The 14,131-nt window shown below is 45.1% G+C and carries 17 protein-coding genes; 8 read left to right on the top strand and 9 right to left on the bottom strand.

The genetic code is table 11. The features are described 5' to 3' along the window. The first annotated feature begins 273 nt into the window (after nucleotides 1-273). The 4 genes from R7F07_RS16910 (at nucleotide 274) to R7F07_RS16895 (ending at nucleotide 3,119) form a co-directional block, all read left to right on the top strand. Nucleotides 274-999: an NUDIX domain-containing protein gene (locus R7F07_RS16910; protein ID WP_005373953.1), complete on the top strand. Its 726-nt coding sequence runs from the start codon at nucleotides 274-276 to the stop codon at nucleotides 997-999. 32 nt (nucleotides 1,000-1,031) lie between these two features. Continuing rightward, on the top strand, nucleotides 1,032-1,685 hold the full coding sequence (locus R7F07_RS16905) for an isochorismatase family protein (RefSeq protein WP_033906301.1): 654 nt from the start codon (nucleotides 1,032-1,034) through the stop codon (nucleotides 1,683-1,685). 29 nt (nucleotides 1,686-1,714) lie between these two features. Beyond that, entirely contained in the window at nucleotides 1,715-2,071 is a 357-nt protein-coding gene (locus R7F07_RS16900; RefSeq protein ID WP_042523322.1) for a VOC family protein, read from the top strand. Nucleotides 2,072-2,225: 154 nt separating this feature from the next. Next, nucleotides 2,226-3,119 carry a DMT family transporter gene (locus R7F07_RS16895; protein ID WP_005373960.1) on the top strand — a complete coding sequence of 298 codons (894 nt, stop codon included), beginning with the start codon at nucleotides 2,226-2,228 and terminating at the stop codon, nucleotides 3,117-3,119. Here R7F07_RS16895 and R7F07_RS16890 read toward each other — a convergent pair whose 3' ends face one another. After that, entirely contained in the window at nucleotides 3,120-3,860 is a 741-nt protein-coding gene (locus R7F07_RS16890; RefSeq protein WP_017635127.1) for a DNA-binding transcriptional regulator YciT, read from the bottom strand. Between the two features lie 217 nt (nucleotides 3,861-4,077). Between R7F07_RS16890 and R7F07_RS16885 the strand changes: the two genes are divergently transcribed. Further along, nucleotides 4,078-4,557 carry a peptide-methionine (S)-S-oxide reductase gene (locus R7F07_RS16885; RefSeq protein ID WP_005388723.1) on the top strand — a complete coding sequence of 160 codons (480 nt, stop codon included), beginning with the start codon at nucleotides 4,078-4,080 and terminating at the stop codon, nucleotides 4,555-4,557. Nucleotides 4,558-4,595: 38 nt separating this feature from the next. On the opposite strand, the gene R7F07_RS16880 is transcribed toward R7F07_RS16885, so the two are convergent. The 4 genes from R7F07_RS16880 to R7F07_RS16865 all read right to left on the bottom strand — a co-directional run bounded on the left by R7F07_RS16880 (nucleotide 4,596) and on the right by R7F07_RS16865 (nucleotide 9,543). Then, the gene (locus R7F07_RS16880; RefSeq protein ID WP_225496493.1) at nucleotides 4,596-5,651 is read right to left on the bottom strand and encodes an NAD(P)H-dependent flavin oxidoreductase; all 1,056 of its coding nucleotides are present in this window, start codon (nucleotides 5,649-5,651) and stop codon (nucleotides 4,596-4,598) included. A 187-nt stretch (nucleotides 5,652-5,838) separates the two neighbouring features. After that, the gene (eat, locus tag R7F07_RS16875; protein ID WP_149192166.1) at nucleotides 5,839-7,242 is read right to left on the bottom strand and encodes an ethanolamine permease; all 1,404 of its coding nucleotides are present in this window, start codon (nucleotides 7,240-7,242) and stop codon (nucleotides 5,839-5,841) included. Between the two features lie 11 nt (nucleotides 7,243-7,253). Next, entirely contained in the window at nucleotides 7,254-8,138 is an 885-nt protein-coding gene (eutC, locus tag R7F07_RS16870; RefSeq protein ID WP_171344256.1) for an ethanolamine ammonia-lyase subunit EutC, read from the bottom strand. Then, nucleotides 8,131-9,543, bottom strand: a complete 1,413-nt coding sequence (locus R7F07_RS16865; RefSeq protein WP_213876823.1) for an ethanolamine ammonia-lyase subunit EutB — start codon at nucleotides 9,541-9,543, stop codon at nucleotides 8,131-8,133. Before R7F07_RS16865 ends, eutC begins: the two co-directional genes overlap by 8 nt. 184 nt (nucleotides 9,544-9,727) lie before the next feature. On the opposite strand from R7F07_RS16865, the gene R7F07_RS16860 reads away from it, so the two are divergent. Beyond that, on the top strand, nucleotides 9,728-10,678 hold the full coding sequence (locus tag R7F07_RS16860) for a helix-turn-helix domain-containing protein (protein WP_213867554.1): 951 nt from the start codon (nucleotides 9,728-9,730) through the stop codon (nucleotides 10,676-10,678). 44 nt (nucleotides 10,679-10,722) lie between these two features. On the opposite strand, the gene R7F07_RS16855 is transcribed toward R7F07_RS16860, so the two are convergent. Continuing rightward, a complete protein-coding gene (locus tag R7F07_RS16855) occupies nucleotides 10,723-11,250 on the bottom strand; it encodes a TetR/AcrR family transcriptional regulator (protein ID WP_005373975.1) in 528 nt (175 codons plus the stop codon). 122 nt (nucleotides 11,251-11,372) lie between these two features. Between R7F07_RS16855 and R7F07_RS16850 the strand changes: the two genes are divergently transcribed. Continuing rightward, nucleotides 11,373-11,594 (top strand): hypothetical protein, encoded by a 222-nt coding sequence (locus R7F07_RS16850; protein ID WP_017635120.1) that lies wholly within the window; start codon nucleotides 11,373-11,375, stop codon nucleotides 11,592-11,594. Nucleotides 11,595-11,692: 98 nt separating this feature from the next. Here R7F07_RS16850 and R7F07_RS16845 read toward each other — a convergent pair whose 3' ends face one another. Next, nucleotides 11,693-12,064 carry a VOC family protein gene (locus tag R7F07_RS16845; protein WP_005373979.1) on the bottom strand — a complete coding sequence of 124 codons (372 nt, stop codon included), beginning with the start codon at nucleotides 12,062-12,064 and terminating at the stop codon, nucleotides 11,693-11,695. Nucleotides 12,065-12,123: 59 nt separating this feature from the next. Next, the gene (locus R7F07_RS16840; protein WP_005388706.1) at nucleotides 12,124-13,014 is read right to left on the bottom strand and encodes a LysR family transcriptional regulator; all 891 of its coding nucleotides are present in this window, start codon (nucleotides 13,012-13,014) and stop codon (nucleotides 12,124-12,126) included. 109 nt (nucleotides 13,015-13,123) lie between these two features. On the opposite strand from R7F07_RS16840, the gene R7F07_RS16835 reads away from it, so the two are divergent. Next, a complete protein-coding gene (locus R7F07_RS16835) occupies nucleotides 13,124-13,735 on the top strand; it encodes a LysE family translocator (RefSeq protein WP_017635118.1) in 612 nt (203 codons plus the stop codon). Nucleotides 13,736-13,866: 131 nt separating this feature from the next. Here R7F07_RS16835 and R7F07_RS16830 read toward each other — a convergent pair whose 3' ends face one another. Then, the gene (locus R7F07_RS16830) at nucleotides 13,867-14,076 is read right to left on the bottom strand and encodes a hypothetical protein (protein ID WP_005373984.1); all 210 of its coding nucleotides are present in this window, start codon (nucleotides 14,074-14,076) and stop codon (nucleotides 13,867-13,869) included. Between the last annotated feature and the right edge of the window lie 55 nt (nucleotides 14,077-14,131).

Below are 14,131 nucleotides of genomic sequence, written 5' to 3'. Positions count from 1 at the left end.
TGGGTATATAACTTTTTGTTACTAACTAATTTGCGTAAACAATAAACACCCATCTATAGTTTGTCAACTTTTGTTACTAACCACTCATTTTTATAAGGTTTTTTTGTCTAGAATTCGAACAAGCATTGTGAATAAGTCAGAGTCATCCGTAAATTTATGCTCAAACCGTATTAAAAACACTACCGAAAACGTTTCTAACAACTCGTTACTTACCCATTGATTGACCACTTGTTATGCGCTAGATTACTTACAAATCAATATTAGGACCCAACCATGATCGTATCTGTCGACATTATTCCATTCAGGCTATCTGGCTGTGCCGATAAGGGATTGGAAGTGTTGTTGATTAAACGTTCAAATCCAAATCGGCCATACCATGGAGTCTGGGCACTACCGGGCGGATTTGTCTTTGATAAAGACTTAACCAGTGAAGGCGGACGCCCGGCCGATGAAAACTTTGAAGCGGCGCGTCGCCGAATTTGCCGTGAGAAAATCCATACCTACCCTCGCCATTTTAGCGAAGCGTTTATCGACGGTGATCCAAAGCGCGATCCAGAAGACTGGAGCTTAAACATTACGCACTACGCCTTAGTCGATCGTAACAATGTAGAGCAAATAAATAATGCAGGTGTACCGGAATGCCAACTTAAATGGTTTTCGCTACAGGCTATTCTCAATGGAGAAGAAACCCTCGCATTTGATCATCAAAAAACCATTGAAAAAGCGTGGCAAAAGCTTCGTGCATCCATTGAATACACATCGGTTCTTTTGTTTGCATTAGACAAAGAGTTTTTGGTTGCGGACATCATTTCTGCTTATCAAGAGTTTGGTATTGATATCAGCCGAATGACGATTAAGCGCCGCTTGATAGATTCAGGCGTACTAAAACCCACTAATAAAGTCGCTTCAACCAACAAAGGCAAAGGTGGAAAACCCGCAATGGTATATACGCTGACTAGCGACGAAGTAACCTTTTTTCAAAACTGTTTGCGTGGATAAACGCAGACAATCAGACAGACAAGGAGTCTGCCATGACTGTTCGAGTAAACTATCAAACTACAGCAGTGATCGACGTTGATCCAGAGAAAGGCTTTAGTGAGTTATGTCCAAATGAACTGCCCGTTGCAGGTGCGTTGGAAATCGTACCGGAGCTTTTGAACAATCATGCCAAAGGCCGATTAAAACTGGTCAGTCGTGACTTACACCCACCAAAAGCAAAGTGGGATGCAGAATCGCCAGCCAACATGCTTGAGCCCGTTGGTTTACCGAATGTGGATATAAAGTGGAACCGTCACTGTGTGCTTGGCACAACAGGTTCTGAGCTGCTAGATGGTTTACCACCCGTGTTGGACTACGATTTTCAAGTTAATAAAGGCATGGATCCTGATGCGCACCCTTACGGTATTTTTTTCCATGATATTGCCGACACCAAAACGACAGGTGCGCATGAATTTCTAAAGTTCAACGGGATTGATACCTTAGTTATCGGTGGCCTTGCCTTAGACTTTTGCGTGAAAAAATCCGTCATGCAAGCGCTGGAACTTGGCTACAATGTGGTAGTTAATCTTGCTTCAACTCGTGCGGTGCTGCCTGATAATGTAGAGAATGTGCTGACAGAGCTCAGAGATAATGGCGCATTATTTGTCGAGAAAGCGGACGACATCATCGTAGAAAAGTTCGCCTAGAAACGATAGTAACCGAGAAGGATTTCACCATGCATCAACATGAAAAATTGAATTACGTTGAATTTGGTTCCACTAATGTCAGTGCGACCAAACAATTTTTTGAGCGTGCTTTTGACTGGAGCTTTACCGATTATGGTCCAGAATATTCTGCATTTTCAGGACAAGGGTTGGATGGCGGATTCTTCAAATCTGAGTTTATAAACCAAACCGCAAATGGTGGCGCACTTTTAGTATTTTATAGCTCAGACATTCAGGCCACTCAGACAAAAGTAGAGCAGCATGGTGGAAAAATTATCCGCCCTATTTTCGAATTCCCCGGCGGCTGTCGATTCCACTTCACTGAACCGAGTGGAAATGAATTCGCAGTATGGTCAGAGAGCCATTAAGTCATCACAAATCAACAACACACCATCAACGTGAGCCCAAGCTAGCCAGATCCGGAACTGGCATTACATTTCTGGTTGACCTCATCCTTGGTTTAATTCACTGTTAGCGCAACAATTAATCGATGAGGCGCTAGACCTCGACCAAGGATGTCAAATGACTGCCGTCAGTTTTTTTCGCTTACTCTGCCTCGCTGCTATTTGGGGTGGCTCGTTTCTGTTTATGCGAGTCGCCGCCAACACATTCGGGCCGGCTTACTTAATCGAATTTCGAGTTACATTTGCCGCCGTCGCTTTGTTATTGATCGCCGTATATTTGAAGAAGAAACTCACGTTAACTGCGCATACTAAACACTTCTTTATTATTGGCTTATTCAATAGCGCAGTTCCATTTTTACTCTTTGCGTACGCAGCCCAGACACTGAATGCATCAACTTTAGCAATATTGAACTCAACCGCCCCAATATGGGGAGCACTAGTTGGCTTTGTTTGGTACCGCAGCCCACTCACAGCGAAATCTGTTCTCGGTATGCTAATAGGCATAGGAGGCGTTGCAGTCTTGGTCGGCTTAGATACTTCAACCATAGGTGAAGAAGCCATGCTCCCTATTGCCGCCAGTTTGATGGCTTCTTTCAGCTATGGCATTGCTACCAACTACACTAAAAATGCGCCACAAGTACCAGCTTTTGACAATGCTCACGGCAGTATGTGGGCGGCGGTTATTTGGGTACTGCCGCTGCTACCATTCTTACCAATGCGTGCAGAACCAAGTCATTTCGAATGGAGCTCTGTTGTCACGCTCGGCGTTGTATGCACAGGGTTCGCTTATTTGCTCTATTTCCGCTTAGTTTCTGATATCGGCCCAGCGTCAGCACTGACTGTCACTTTTCTTGTTCCTGTTTTTGGTATCTTATGGGGCTACTTGGTGCTAGATGAGCCCGTCGGCTCTAACACCATCATAGGAACAATTCTAGTGCTTAGCGGCACTATGCTAGTCACCGGTTTCTCCCCAACAGCAATGCTCGCGAAGCGAAAACGAAGCGTGGCTTAATCAGCCTAATATAACTTCCACACCTCGCTTTTTGATTTGTTCAAGGTCGCTTTTCGGAGCGGCTTTGTCAGTCAGCAGCACTGATATTTCGTCAGTCTTACCAATTGATGAGGGATAAATTTGCCCAAATTTACTAGAATCCGTTAGAACAATATTGCGCCTTTTTTTCGCAATGATGGTTTCTGCAATCTCAGCGCGCATCATGTCGCGGCTAGTAAAGCCAGTGTCTTGATGGAAGCCGTCAATACCCAAGAAGGCCGTGCTGAAATGAATGTTCTCAATACACAACTTAGTCAGCGGTCCGACCAAGCTCTCGCCTTGGTGCTGATACACGCCACCAAGCAAGATAATGTTGGCAGAAGTGTTACGGATGAGATGGGCGATATACGCCGATGGCGTAATAATGGTCACATCGCCGCGCTCAGCCAATGTCCGAGCCAACAACGCATTCGCACTGCCTCCTTCAATCAGCACTGTCTCATTCGGTGCGACCAAATCCGCAGCTTGGTTTGCGAGCGATTGTTTAATATCGAAACGTACTTCTAGGCGGGCATCAATGTCATCACTTTGCAACGCGGTAGCTGCGCCGTGAACGCGCTTTAGGTAGCCCTGTTGCTCCAGAAAGTTCAAATCCTGTCTGATGGTCACACCCGACACGCCAATGATGTCAGAAAGCTCTGTGACTTGAACGCGTTTACGGTCGTTCACTAATTGCAGGATTTCATTTTGTCTTGGGTTCACAGGTTCGCTCCTTATTGATGAGCTTACAGTATACTCACCTGATGTTTCATATGAAAAGAACTTGAAAGTAAAAAGGAAAAAACGCGTGGTCTGATTAGCCAAGCTGTACCTTGCGAATATCGCTCCCATCAACAGATAATAGGGCAACGAAAATGGGATGGAAGAAGAGGGGTTAACTCCCTACATCCCAACAACGATAGAGACTAGGATCAAAGTAATGGAAGAAATTTACTTCGCAGGCGGCTGCCTTTGGGGCGTGCAAGAATTTATGCGCCACCTTCCGGGCGTAATCAACACAGAAGCCGGGCGAGCAAATGGCACAACGGATAACACTCAATCCGAATACGATGGCTACGCAGAGTGCGTGAAAACCCAGTTCGATGCTGAGCAAGTTTCGGTTGAAACTTTAATGGGGTATTTGTTTGAGATAATCGACCCTTACAGCGTTAACAAGCAAGGTGAAGACGTAGGTGAGAAGTACCGTACTGGTGTTTATAGCCAAAACGAACAGCATCTCACCATCGCGAAAGCGTTTATCGCAGCACGACCGGACGCCGACAAGATCGCCGTAGAAGTACTGCCACTCACAAATTATGTGCCAAGTGATGATGAGCACCAAGACAGACTCACAAACTTTCCGAATGATTACTGCCACATCCCATTAGATTTACTACATAAATACAGGGATAACTCGTAACCATTCAGTCAGCATCGCTTTAAAAGGCAAGATGCATATCAGTTTAAATCGATGCCTTCCACTAATGACAATGTCATTTCTGCCGCCGATATTTCCTTACAACCCGACGAGTTTTGTCCGCACCACAACGGTGTGAATTCATCTCGGTTTTGCTTTTCCATAAGCGCTCTTAGTTGAGCCATTTCAATGGAGGCGTATGGGAATTTCGGCGCAAACTTACTGATGTAGCCTAGCTCCGACATCGCGCGATTCACAATGCCTCTCGCTGGTCGGCCCGAGAAAACATTGGTCACAGCGGTATGTTGCGCGCGTTCACTGGCAATGGCATATCGATGTAAAGACGATGTTTTCGCCTCATCACACAACAAATAGGCGCTGCCAACTTGAACGGCACTAGCTCCTAATCTCAACGCGGCTTCCACCCCACTTCTATCAGCGATTCCGCCTGCAGCAATAACAGGCAAATTCACCCGTTTGGCGATTTGTGGTAATAACGCAATCAAACTTAATTGAGTAGTTAAATCATCCGATAAAAACATACCTCGGTGTCCACCAGCCTCCAAGCCTTGGGCGATAATACCGTCAACGCCTTTTGCTTCTAGCCAAAGTGCTTCGTCCACCGTAGTCGCTGACGAAAGGATCTTCCCTCCCCACCCTCTAATTCGAGCTAACAGATCATCGTCTGGCAAACCAAAGTGGAAACTGATCACTGGCGGTGCAAATGGTTCAATCGCGTCAGCAATATCATGATTGAAAGGCATCCTTGTCGGAGCGTTTGGCTGAGCCTGAACGGTTGCATCAACCTCGGAAAAATACGGTTGCAGCGTTTGTTGCCACTTTTCGTGCTTGTTGGCGTCATACTCCGGCATTTCATGGCAAAAGAAATTGAGGTTAAACGGTCGGTTAGTTGCCTGCTTGATAAGTTGAAGTTCTTTTACGATGGCGTCTTTGTTCAGCATTCCACAAGGTAACGAGCCAAGCCCGCCAACATTACTGACGGCTATGGTCATTTGGCTGTCTTGCACACCGGCCATTGGCGCTTGAATAATCGGTAACTCTGTTCCCAAAAGTGTATTAAATACCTTATTTATCATGACCTTTCCTTGAAAACTTAACCTTTACCTGTGATGGATCTGCGCCATCGTTATCCAGACTAGACTTTCACATGATTAACCACTTATAAAGTTAAAGTGATGCATTTGTGCGCTATGCACTTTTGATAGAAATGACAAAGGGAGCCTATGGCTCCCTTAATATGCTGAATAACAAGAATCAGAGTGACTATCGTACGACATCTGATTCAAGCTCTAGCTCTGCTACAGACAGCATGGCAAACTCTTCCTCGGCGGTTGCTGCCACCAATTTGTTGCGGCTGTATAACCCATAATAAACACCACCGATAAGAAACAATCCCATTGTCATGAAAAAGGCCGAGGGATCAAAAGCATAAACACCTGTCATTGCGATCAAAGAAAGCACCAGAGAAATACTCGAAGTAATTATCCCACCAGGCGTTTTATATGGACGAGTTAATTCCGGCTGTTTAATTCGCAATAAAATATGGCTCAAGGACATTAATGCGTACGATACAGTCGCACCGACAACAGCCATCGCCAAGATTAAGTCCCCCTCACCCGTAAGTGAAACCAAGAACCCAAAAACGCCCGGAACCAAAAGCGCACGAGAAGGCACTTTTTTGTCACTGGTTAATGACAAAGTTTGCGGTAAATAACCCGCGCGGGAAAGCGCAAACACCAAGCGACTGTAACCATAAATGATTGAAAAGAAAGAAGCGATAAGGCCAGCCAATCCAAGTAAGTTCACGGCCATTGCTACCGTTGAATTGCCCGTAAGCTTTAGGGCGTCAACTAATGGCACCGCGCTATCGCCTATGACCTTTGAGCCAACCGCACCAGCCAAAAGGACGACTACGATAGTTGCGGTTAGCAATAAAAACAGCATCGCACCAATGATGCCTTTGGGAACATCTTTTGCCGGATTTTTTGCCTCCTCTGCCGCTAAAGGCACACCTTCAACCGCAAGAAACAACCACATTGCAAATGGCAACGCAGCCCATACGCCATACCACCCAAACGGCAAGATTTCTGTTGCCTGAGCCGTCGCCGGAGCAATATCGAATAAGTTGTTAACATCAAAATGACCAATAAGCACAGCAGCAGTAATGAGAATAGCTAGCACAGCCAAACCGCTGATGACCATCATTACTTTGAGAGCTTCGCCAACCCCTGCCATATGAATAGCGATAAAGACGGCGTAGAAAAGTGCGTAAACAACAGGGCCATCGATACCAACCAATTCATTCACTGCTGAGCCAATAAAAATCACTATCGCAGCAGGCGCGAGCGCATATTCAATCAAAACCGATAAGCCAGTGAAAAAGCCACCTGTCGGCCCCATCGCCTGTCTTGCGAAGCTGTAACCACCACCCGCAGCAGGAATAGCCGCAGACATTTCAGCTAAAGACAATACTAGCGTGAAATACATTACTGCCATCGCGATAGCAGCAATAAGAAAGCCTCCCCATCCTGCTTGAGCTATGCCAAAGTTCCAACCGGCGAAGTCACCAGATATAACATACGAGACACCTAAGCCAGCAAGTAAAATCCAACCTGCGGTGCCTCTTTTTAGCTGCCTTTTGGCCAAGTACTCCTGATGTTTAGACATAGTAAATCCTTCTACTTTGATGAAATTAAAAAGTTGTCGCTGTGTTTATCTTCAACGCTTGCGCCACTTGGCTCATTGATATCGGAGCGATCTTTCAGATTCACTCCTGACAGTTGTAATTTTCGAGCCTCTTTGAGCAAGTAAAATGCGCGTTCACAGGCATCGTCATAGTTGAGCCCCTGGGGACGCACATTGGAAATGCAGTTTCTTTGGGAATCTTTAGAGCCTCGTTTAGCCCCCCAAGTGAGATACATACCCATGCTATCCGGAGAAGTTAGACCGGGTCTCTCTCCAATTAAAACCAGCACGGCCTTGGCGTTAAAACATTCACCAACATCATCCCCTACCGCTACTCTTCCTTGCTTTACAATTGTGATAGGTGCGAATTTCCATTGATGTCCATCATCAGCGCTTAAAAGAGAAATCAATCGAGTAACAACAGGCACGGCATGGTTTTGAATTGCGACGGAAGAAAGTCCATCAGCAATAACAATCGCAAGATCAATGTCAGTGTTATGCTCATTTGCTATCAAGTTGAGCGTTTGCCAAGAAGATTCATCGAGCTGCCTTCCCAAATCGGGCCTTTGCAGGTACATAAGCCGGTCACTCACTTGACTGCTCACTACCACTGGAGGTTCTAAGGTATTTTCAAGAATCGAGTAAGAGTCCGACAAACCAGCAACGAGAGACTCAATATTCAAACTGCAATGCACTGCATCCATAGCTTGGGCATGATCCAGCTGAAATGAGAGTAACTCGTTGGTTGGTACACTGTTTCCGCTGCGACCCAGAGCGATCCGAGCAGAGGTGAAGTCGCGTAACTTGCCCCAAGGGTTGTGTGTGACAACTCCAGACTCATCTTGTGGGGACTGAGCAATGGTGATTACTTTACCCATGAGAATACCCCTTATTCAGTTGGTTAATTGCTCCCGAAAACGAGCGAGAGATTTGCTCACTTAACCGAACGTCTTGCACGCTCTCGAAAATCTGCATCTCCATTAACCATTTTTCAAACTCTGGTGCTGGCTTCAAACCGAGTACTTTTCTTGCGTAAAGGGCATCGTGAAATGAGGTAGTTTGATAGTTGAGCATGATGTCATCAGACCCTGGAATACCCATGATGAACGAGCACTCGGCCACACCTAATAGTGTCAGCAAGTTATCCATGTCATTCTGATCGGCATAGGCATGATTGGTGTAACAGATATCGCAACCCATAGGTAAACCAAGCAACTTCCCACAGAAATGATCTTCAAGCCCAGCACGAATGATCTGTTTGCCATCAAACAGATACTCAGGGCCAATAAACCCAACGACAGTATTAACCAACAAAGGATCGAACTGTTTCGCGACAGCATAAGCGCGGGCTTCACAAGTCTGCTGATCGACCCCATGAAATGCATTCGCAGACAGCGCTGTACCTTGTCCGGTTTCAAAATACATCACATTGTTTCCTACGCTACCTCGATTCAAAGACAACGCGGCTTCGTGGGCCTCTTTCAAAATCGACAAGTCGATTCCGAAGGTATCATTCGTCCCTTGCGTGCCGCCTATCGACTGAAAAACGAGATCGACTGGTGCACCCATTTCAATGGCTTCGATCGTGTTCGTGACATGAGTTAACACACAAGACTGAGTCGGTATTTGATAGTGTTGAATCACCTCATCCATTAAGTTCATTAACTTAATAGCTTGAGGTACATTATCTGTTGCCGGATTGATACCGATAACCGCATCGCCATTTCCGTACATCAGACCATCAAAAATGGTCGCTGCGATACCGTTGAGAGAATCAATGGGATGATTCGGCTGTAAGCGAGTAGACAGGCGACTCGGCAAACCTATCGTATTCCGAAAAGCCGTGACAACTTGGCATTTTTTAGCAACGAGAATCAAATCCTGGTTGCGCATAATCTTACTGACTGCGGCCACCATTTCTGGTGTTAAACCTTGACGAATTTTAGCCAACGTTTCACCATCGGCTTCTTCACTCAGCAGCCAATTTCGAAAATCTCCAACCGTTAAGTGCTCAATCGGCTTAAAGGCTTCAAGGTCATGCGTATCGATAATTAGGCGAGTGATATCGTCGCTTTCGTATGGAATAACCGCCTCGTTAAGAAACGTTTTAAGTGGTAACTCAGACAGCGCCATTTGTGCGACTACACGTTCTGCCGCTGACTGAGCACAAACCCCGGCTAACGCATCGCCTGAGCGCTCCGGTGTCGCTTTCGCCATCAAGTCAGCTAATGACTTAAAGGTATAGACTTTACTTCCTTGTTGCCGACGATAAGTTGCCGTCATTGCTCTTCCTCTTCACTATTTGGTTCGCTTTTTGCTGAACTATCAATAAGCTTTAAGAAAGTATTGCCAAATGTGTTCCGTAGCGTTATCAAAAACTGGCAACATTTATAAACCAATAATAAACAATGAGTTATGTAAATACTGCTCCAACATGACTCACAAAAAAGGAATGAGCATCACAAGGATGAGTAACCAAATGCCCCAAACTGCACCAATGCTGTGCATCCATCACACTAAGGATGCAAACCAACAAGCTGCGAGTCTGATAAACTGGCAACAGGAATATGACCAACTCAGCGATGGTCGATTTTTAGGTCAAATTCGAGAACGACGATTTCCCAATTTCCATGTATTTCGTGAAGACAGTAACCGCTCGCTAAGACAGCAATGCAGGGTTGAAGAGGGAGGTATTTGGTTGGGTTTGAGTGCGGAAAATAAGCCGCTACACCTAAATCACAGTCAGTTTAATTCAAGCCAACTTTTGCTTAGGCAAGGTGGCGCTGATTTTGAGTTAATGACACCGGAGCAGTTTTCTATCTATGGAATAGTGCTCGACAAAAACTTCGTTCACATCATAGAAAATCAACTTGAGCTTGGGAGTATCCAAAACAACACATTACACTTAAGGGGTTTGACGGAAAAACACATTCAACAACTTAAATACTACTTAGGCATGTTACTTGGTTCCGCCAAACCAAGATGGTCTGAAACCACACATCAAGCAATCTTAAAAGATATTGTGCTGGAGCTGTTCTCACTCAGTTCACTGCACACGAGCCATCCGATATCAATCTCTCATCGTCAACACGTGATGCACCGTATAAAACAACAGCTACAGGATCTAGACTACCGTACACCGATAACCGTCAGTGAACTGTGTGATGCAGTACACGTCAGTCGTCGCACACTACAGTACACCTTTGAACATTGCTGTAATACTTCCCCAAAGCAGTTCATACATCGAATGCGCCTGAATCAAGTACGTAGAGTGCTACAAAGCCCTGAAGATAATCGAACAATTGCAGAAATCGCTTTTGACTTTGGTTTTTTCCATCTCGGGCAGTTCAGTCAAAGCTACAAGCGGCTATTTGGTGAGACACCAACTGAAACGAGAAAATGGGAGTCCAGCAAATAAGATGACAGGCAGTATATTCTTTCAGATCCTGCGTTGGGGCCATGTTATGCAGTCGCAATGATTTGCTGAAACTTAGCATGAAGCTCTTCAAGTGCCGCTTCAACATCCGGTTCTGCACGGCTCAAGTGCGAGATTAACGTCATAAAATAGCAGTCAAAAATCAGCGGTATTTTTCCCTCAAGGACGGAGCTTCCGTTTACAGATTGAAACAAAGCTTGGTTAAACGACTGATAATAATCCAAATCCCAAATCACCTCTTTCAACAAAGCTCGGCTCAGCTCAACGTTCGCAAAATAGTAGCGATAGTATTTCTCCGTCAGCGCCAAACCAATGTCGATATCGGTTTTACCTTCCACACTGACTAGCGTTTCTTGGCTGATCTGTTGCAGTTGCGCCAGCATCCCTTCGCGCAAAATCGACAGTTTAGTCGGGAAATGGCTAAACACTGTGCCATCGGCTACTCCTGCTTCTCTCGCTATCTGCCTTGTGGTCGTCATGTCATAGCCATTTTGAGCAAAAGATGCCCATGCGGCTTTTAGAATTTTATCTCTGGTTTGTTGTCGCTTCGTCATTGATGTGTCTGCTTAATGAGCCTGAAAGGATCATACCTTGCGTGGTTGAGATTGACAAATTGAGCGCGCTCATTTATAAAATTGAGCATGCTCATTTTATATAAAAACAAAAGGAATCGCTCATGTACGTATTAAACAAACTAGGCCAAGGATTGATTTTCTTCCCGACCATCTTCTGCTTTTCGTATATTTTAAGACCGATATTAATGGTCATCCTTATTCCAGGAGGACTCGCACTTTTGGCGTTAATCGGTGGCGCAGAAGTCAGAGCAGAACTCAAAGCCATGCTGCTTGAGGAGTTTTTTGGCGTTAGCCCATCGCACACCACCTCGAAAAAGGCGTGAGTGCGCTACAAACGTTGGCAAGGCTAAGTAAAAAAGAAAACGCGCAGATATCGAGATCTCAATACCTGCGCGTAGATGTGGTGAAAATAAGACTGGCGTTAGTCAGTATTCATGTTCTGACCAATTCGCCATAAAACGCCGCTAGGGTCAAACAAACAACATTCGCGCATGCCCCAAGGTTGCTCGACCAGCTCAGTCAAACGCGAACCAAATTCCTCATGACCCACTTTGGATAAGTGCTGATGCCAACTTTCTGCGTCTTCTACCAGCAAGTGCATCATGAAGTTATTGCCGTGTTCTGGCTCATAAAAATTCTGTAAAAGAAACGCGCAGCTACCTTGAGAGAAGTATGCTACATCACCGAAGTCCGACGCCATTTCAAAGCCAATCGCCTCATAAAAGCGTTTTGATAGCGCGTAATCTTTCGCCGGAACAAATGATTTGATTTCAACAATATTGAGGTTTTCCATTTCCAATTTCCTAAGCCTTTTTCCATAAAACTGACTGACGTAATCTCGCTCTATGCCTTCTATTCGCCTTGCGTAATCTGCTGTGATGACAGTGGCACACACTCTGCCATTTGCGTTTGTAACCACGTGATAAATTTATGTTCGAGTTCTGTACGCTTTTTATCTTGACTCAATAAAACGTAATTGCAACTTGATGGAGAAAACCCAAATGGTGCGACCAAATTACCACGCTTAATATCGTCCATGACAAAAGGATACGATCCCATTGCGACGCCTAAGCCATCCACTGCGGCTTGTATGCAAAAATAAAAATGCGCGAATGATTGCTGAGTGTTGCCGTTGAAAGTTTCACAACGTGTTGATTGCTGCCAATCCGCCCAAGCATTCGGTCTGGTTTGGCTATTCAACAATCGAGCTGCTTTCAAATTGTCTTTAATGGATTGCCAATACTCAGGAGAAAATACCGGCCCCACCCACTCTTCCACAAGAATGGTTTTGTCGTAATCGTGATGCTGCGCAAAATCGTCTCGACGAATCGCCATCGAAAGCCCAGTTGATCCTAATGTTACCGGGCCACCAGCCGTCGACAAACGAACATCAGCACGGTGTTCATCATTAAACGCGGCCAACCTTGGCATCAACCAGCGCATGGTTAATGTCGGTTCACAAGACACTTCAAGATGCTGATGCTTCTCTTGAATAAGCGTATTCACGCCTGTTTCTAGCGTTTGGAATGCCGTTTCTGTGTATGTCTTGAGTAATTCGCCTTCTGCCGTCAACACGACTTTCCTGCCCTCTTTGAAGAACAAAGGTTGAGACAGATATTGCTCAAGTTGCTTGATCTGCTTACTCACGGCTCCGTGGGTAATGTTCAGTTTGTCAGCCGCTTCAGTGTAGCTTGAAGAACTCGCCGCAACGTGGAAGACATAAAAAGATTTCAGGTGACGCATCTGTGAGTTTTTCTCACCAATATGGGAATGTTTTTCGATTATAGTCAGTAATAAAGACGCCTACAATTCCGCTACATCCCAGACTTCATCATTCAAACAGGAAATCGATATGGAATTTGTAACTCTTGCGTTATTAGGTGTGCTTATTGTCATTAGCCCTGGCGCAGACTTTGTTTTGGTATTAAGAAATAGCTTAAATCAAGGACGAAAAGCAGGCGTATACAGTGCGATTGGTATCAGCATGGCGATCAGCATCCACATCGCTTACTCCATGCTAGGGATCAGTTACTTAATTTCACAAAATGAATGGTTGTTTAATCTCGTGCGCTATCTTGGGGCCGCTTATCTTGTCTACCTTGGGATTAAAGGAATATTCTCCTCGCAGCCTGCGTCAAACTCAGAAACCATTCAACAGAGCGAGTATTCAATGTGGCGATTTTTCATGCAGGGATTTCTGTGTAATTTACTCAATCCCAAGACGATGCTGTTTTTTCTGAGTATTTTTAGCCAAGTGATTTCTCCCGACTCTAGTCAGCAACACATCGCCTTGTTTTACGGGATTTATATGATTGCGCTGCATGGTATTTGGTTTTCTATCGTTGCTGTTTTATTCACGTCATCCCAGCTACAAGCTTTCTTGTTGAAGATTAAGCATCGACTCAATCAAGCATGTGGGGCGGGATTAATCATTTTCGGCGCAATGCTGGGCTTAAAGGTGTAGTGCGCTTGCGGTCCGATTACCCCAGTTCAAATTGATCATTGAACAAGTGGCAGTAATCAAATAAAAATCTACATTATCAATACTTTAAATTAGAAAAAAACAGCCAACGTGCGCTGGCTGTTTCGATACAGTTAATGGATGACCCGAGCGTCCCCTTTAAATAACTGAGACAGATCGATAGTGAATATCGTCACTGTCGGACGTTTAGGCAGAGCATTTTCGATCGAAAACTCTGGCCCAGCTGGAACGAGGGGGAAGTGAATAGCAGTCGGCCACGTTGACGAAGCTTCATTACCGCCCGGCTCAGATATTGAGAAAGAAAACGCAGGTAAACGGGTCATAACACTTACCTCAAATGACTGATTAGCGGGCTCAAGCGAGCCCGCTTAGGTTTTG

The organism is Vibrio sp. YT-16 (genome assembly GCF_033337405.1).
Lineage (GTDB): Bacteria > Pseudomonadota > Gammaproteobacteria > Enterobacterales > Vibrionaceae > Vibrio > Vibrio alginolyticus.
The sequence above is the reverse complement of the archived record's forward strand: the minus strand, read 5'-3'. Positions and strand labels throughout refer to the sequence as shown.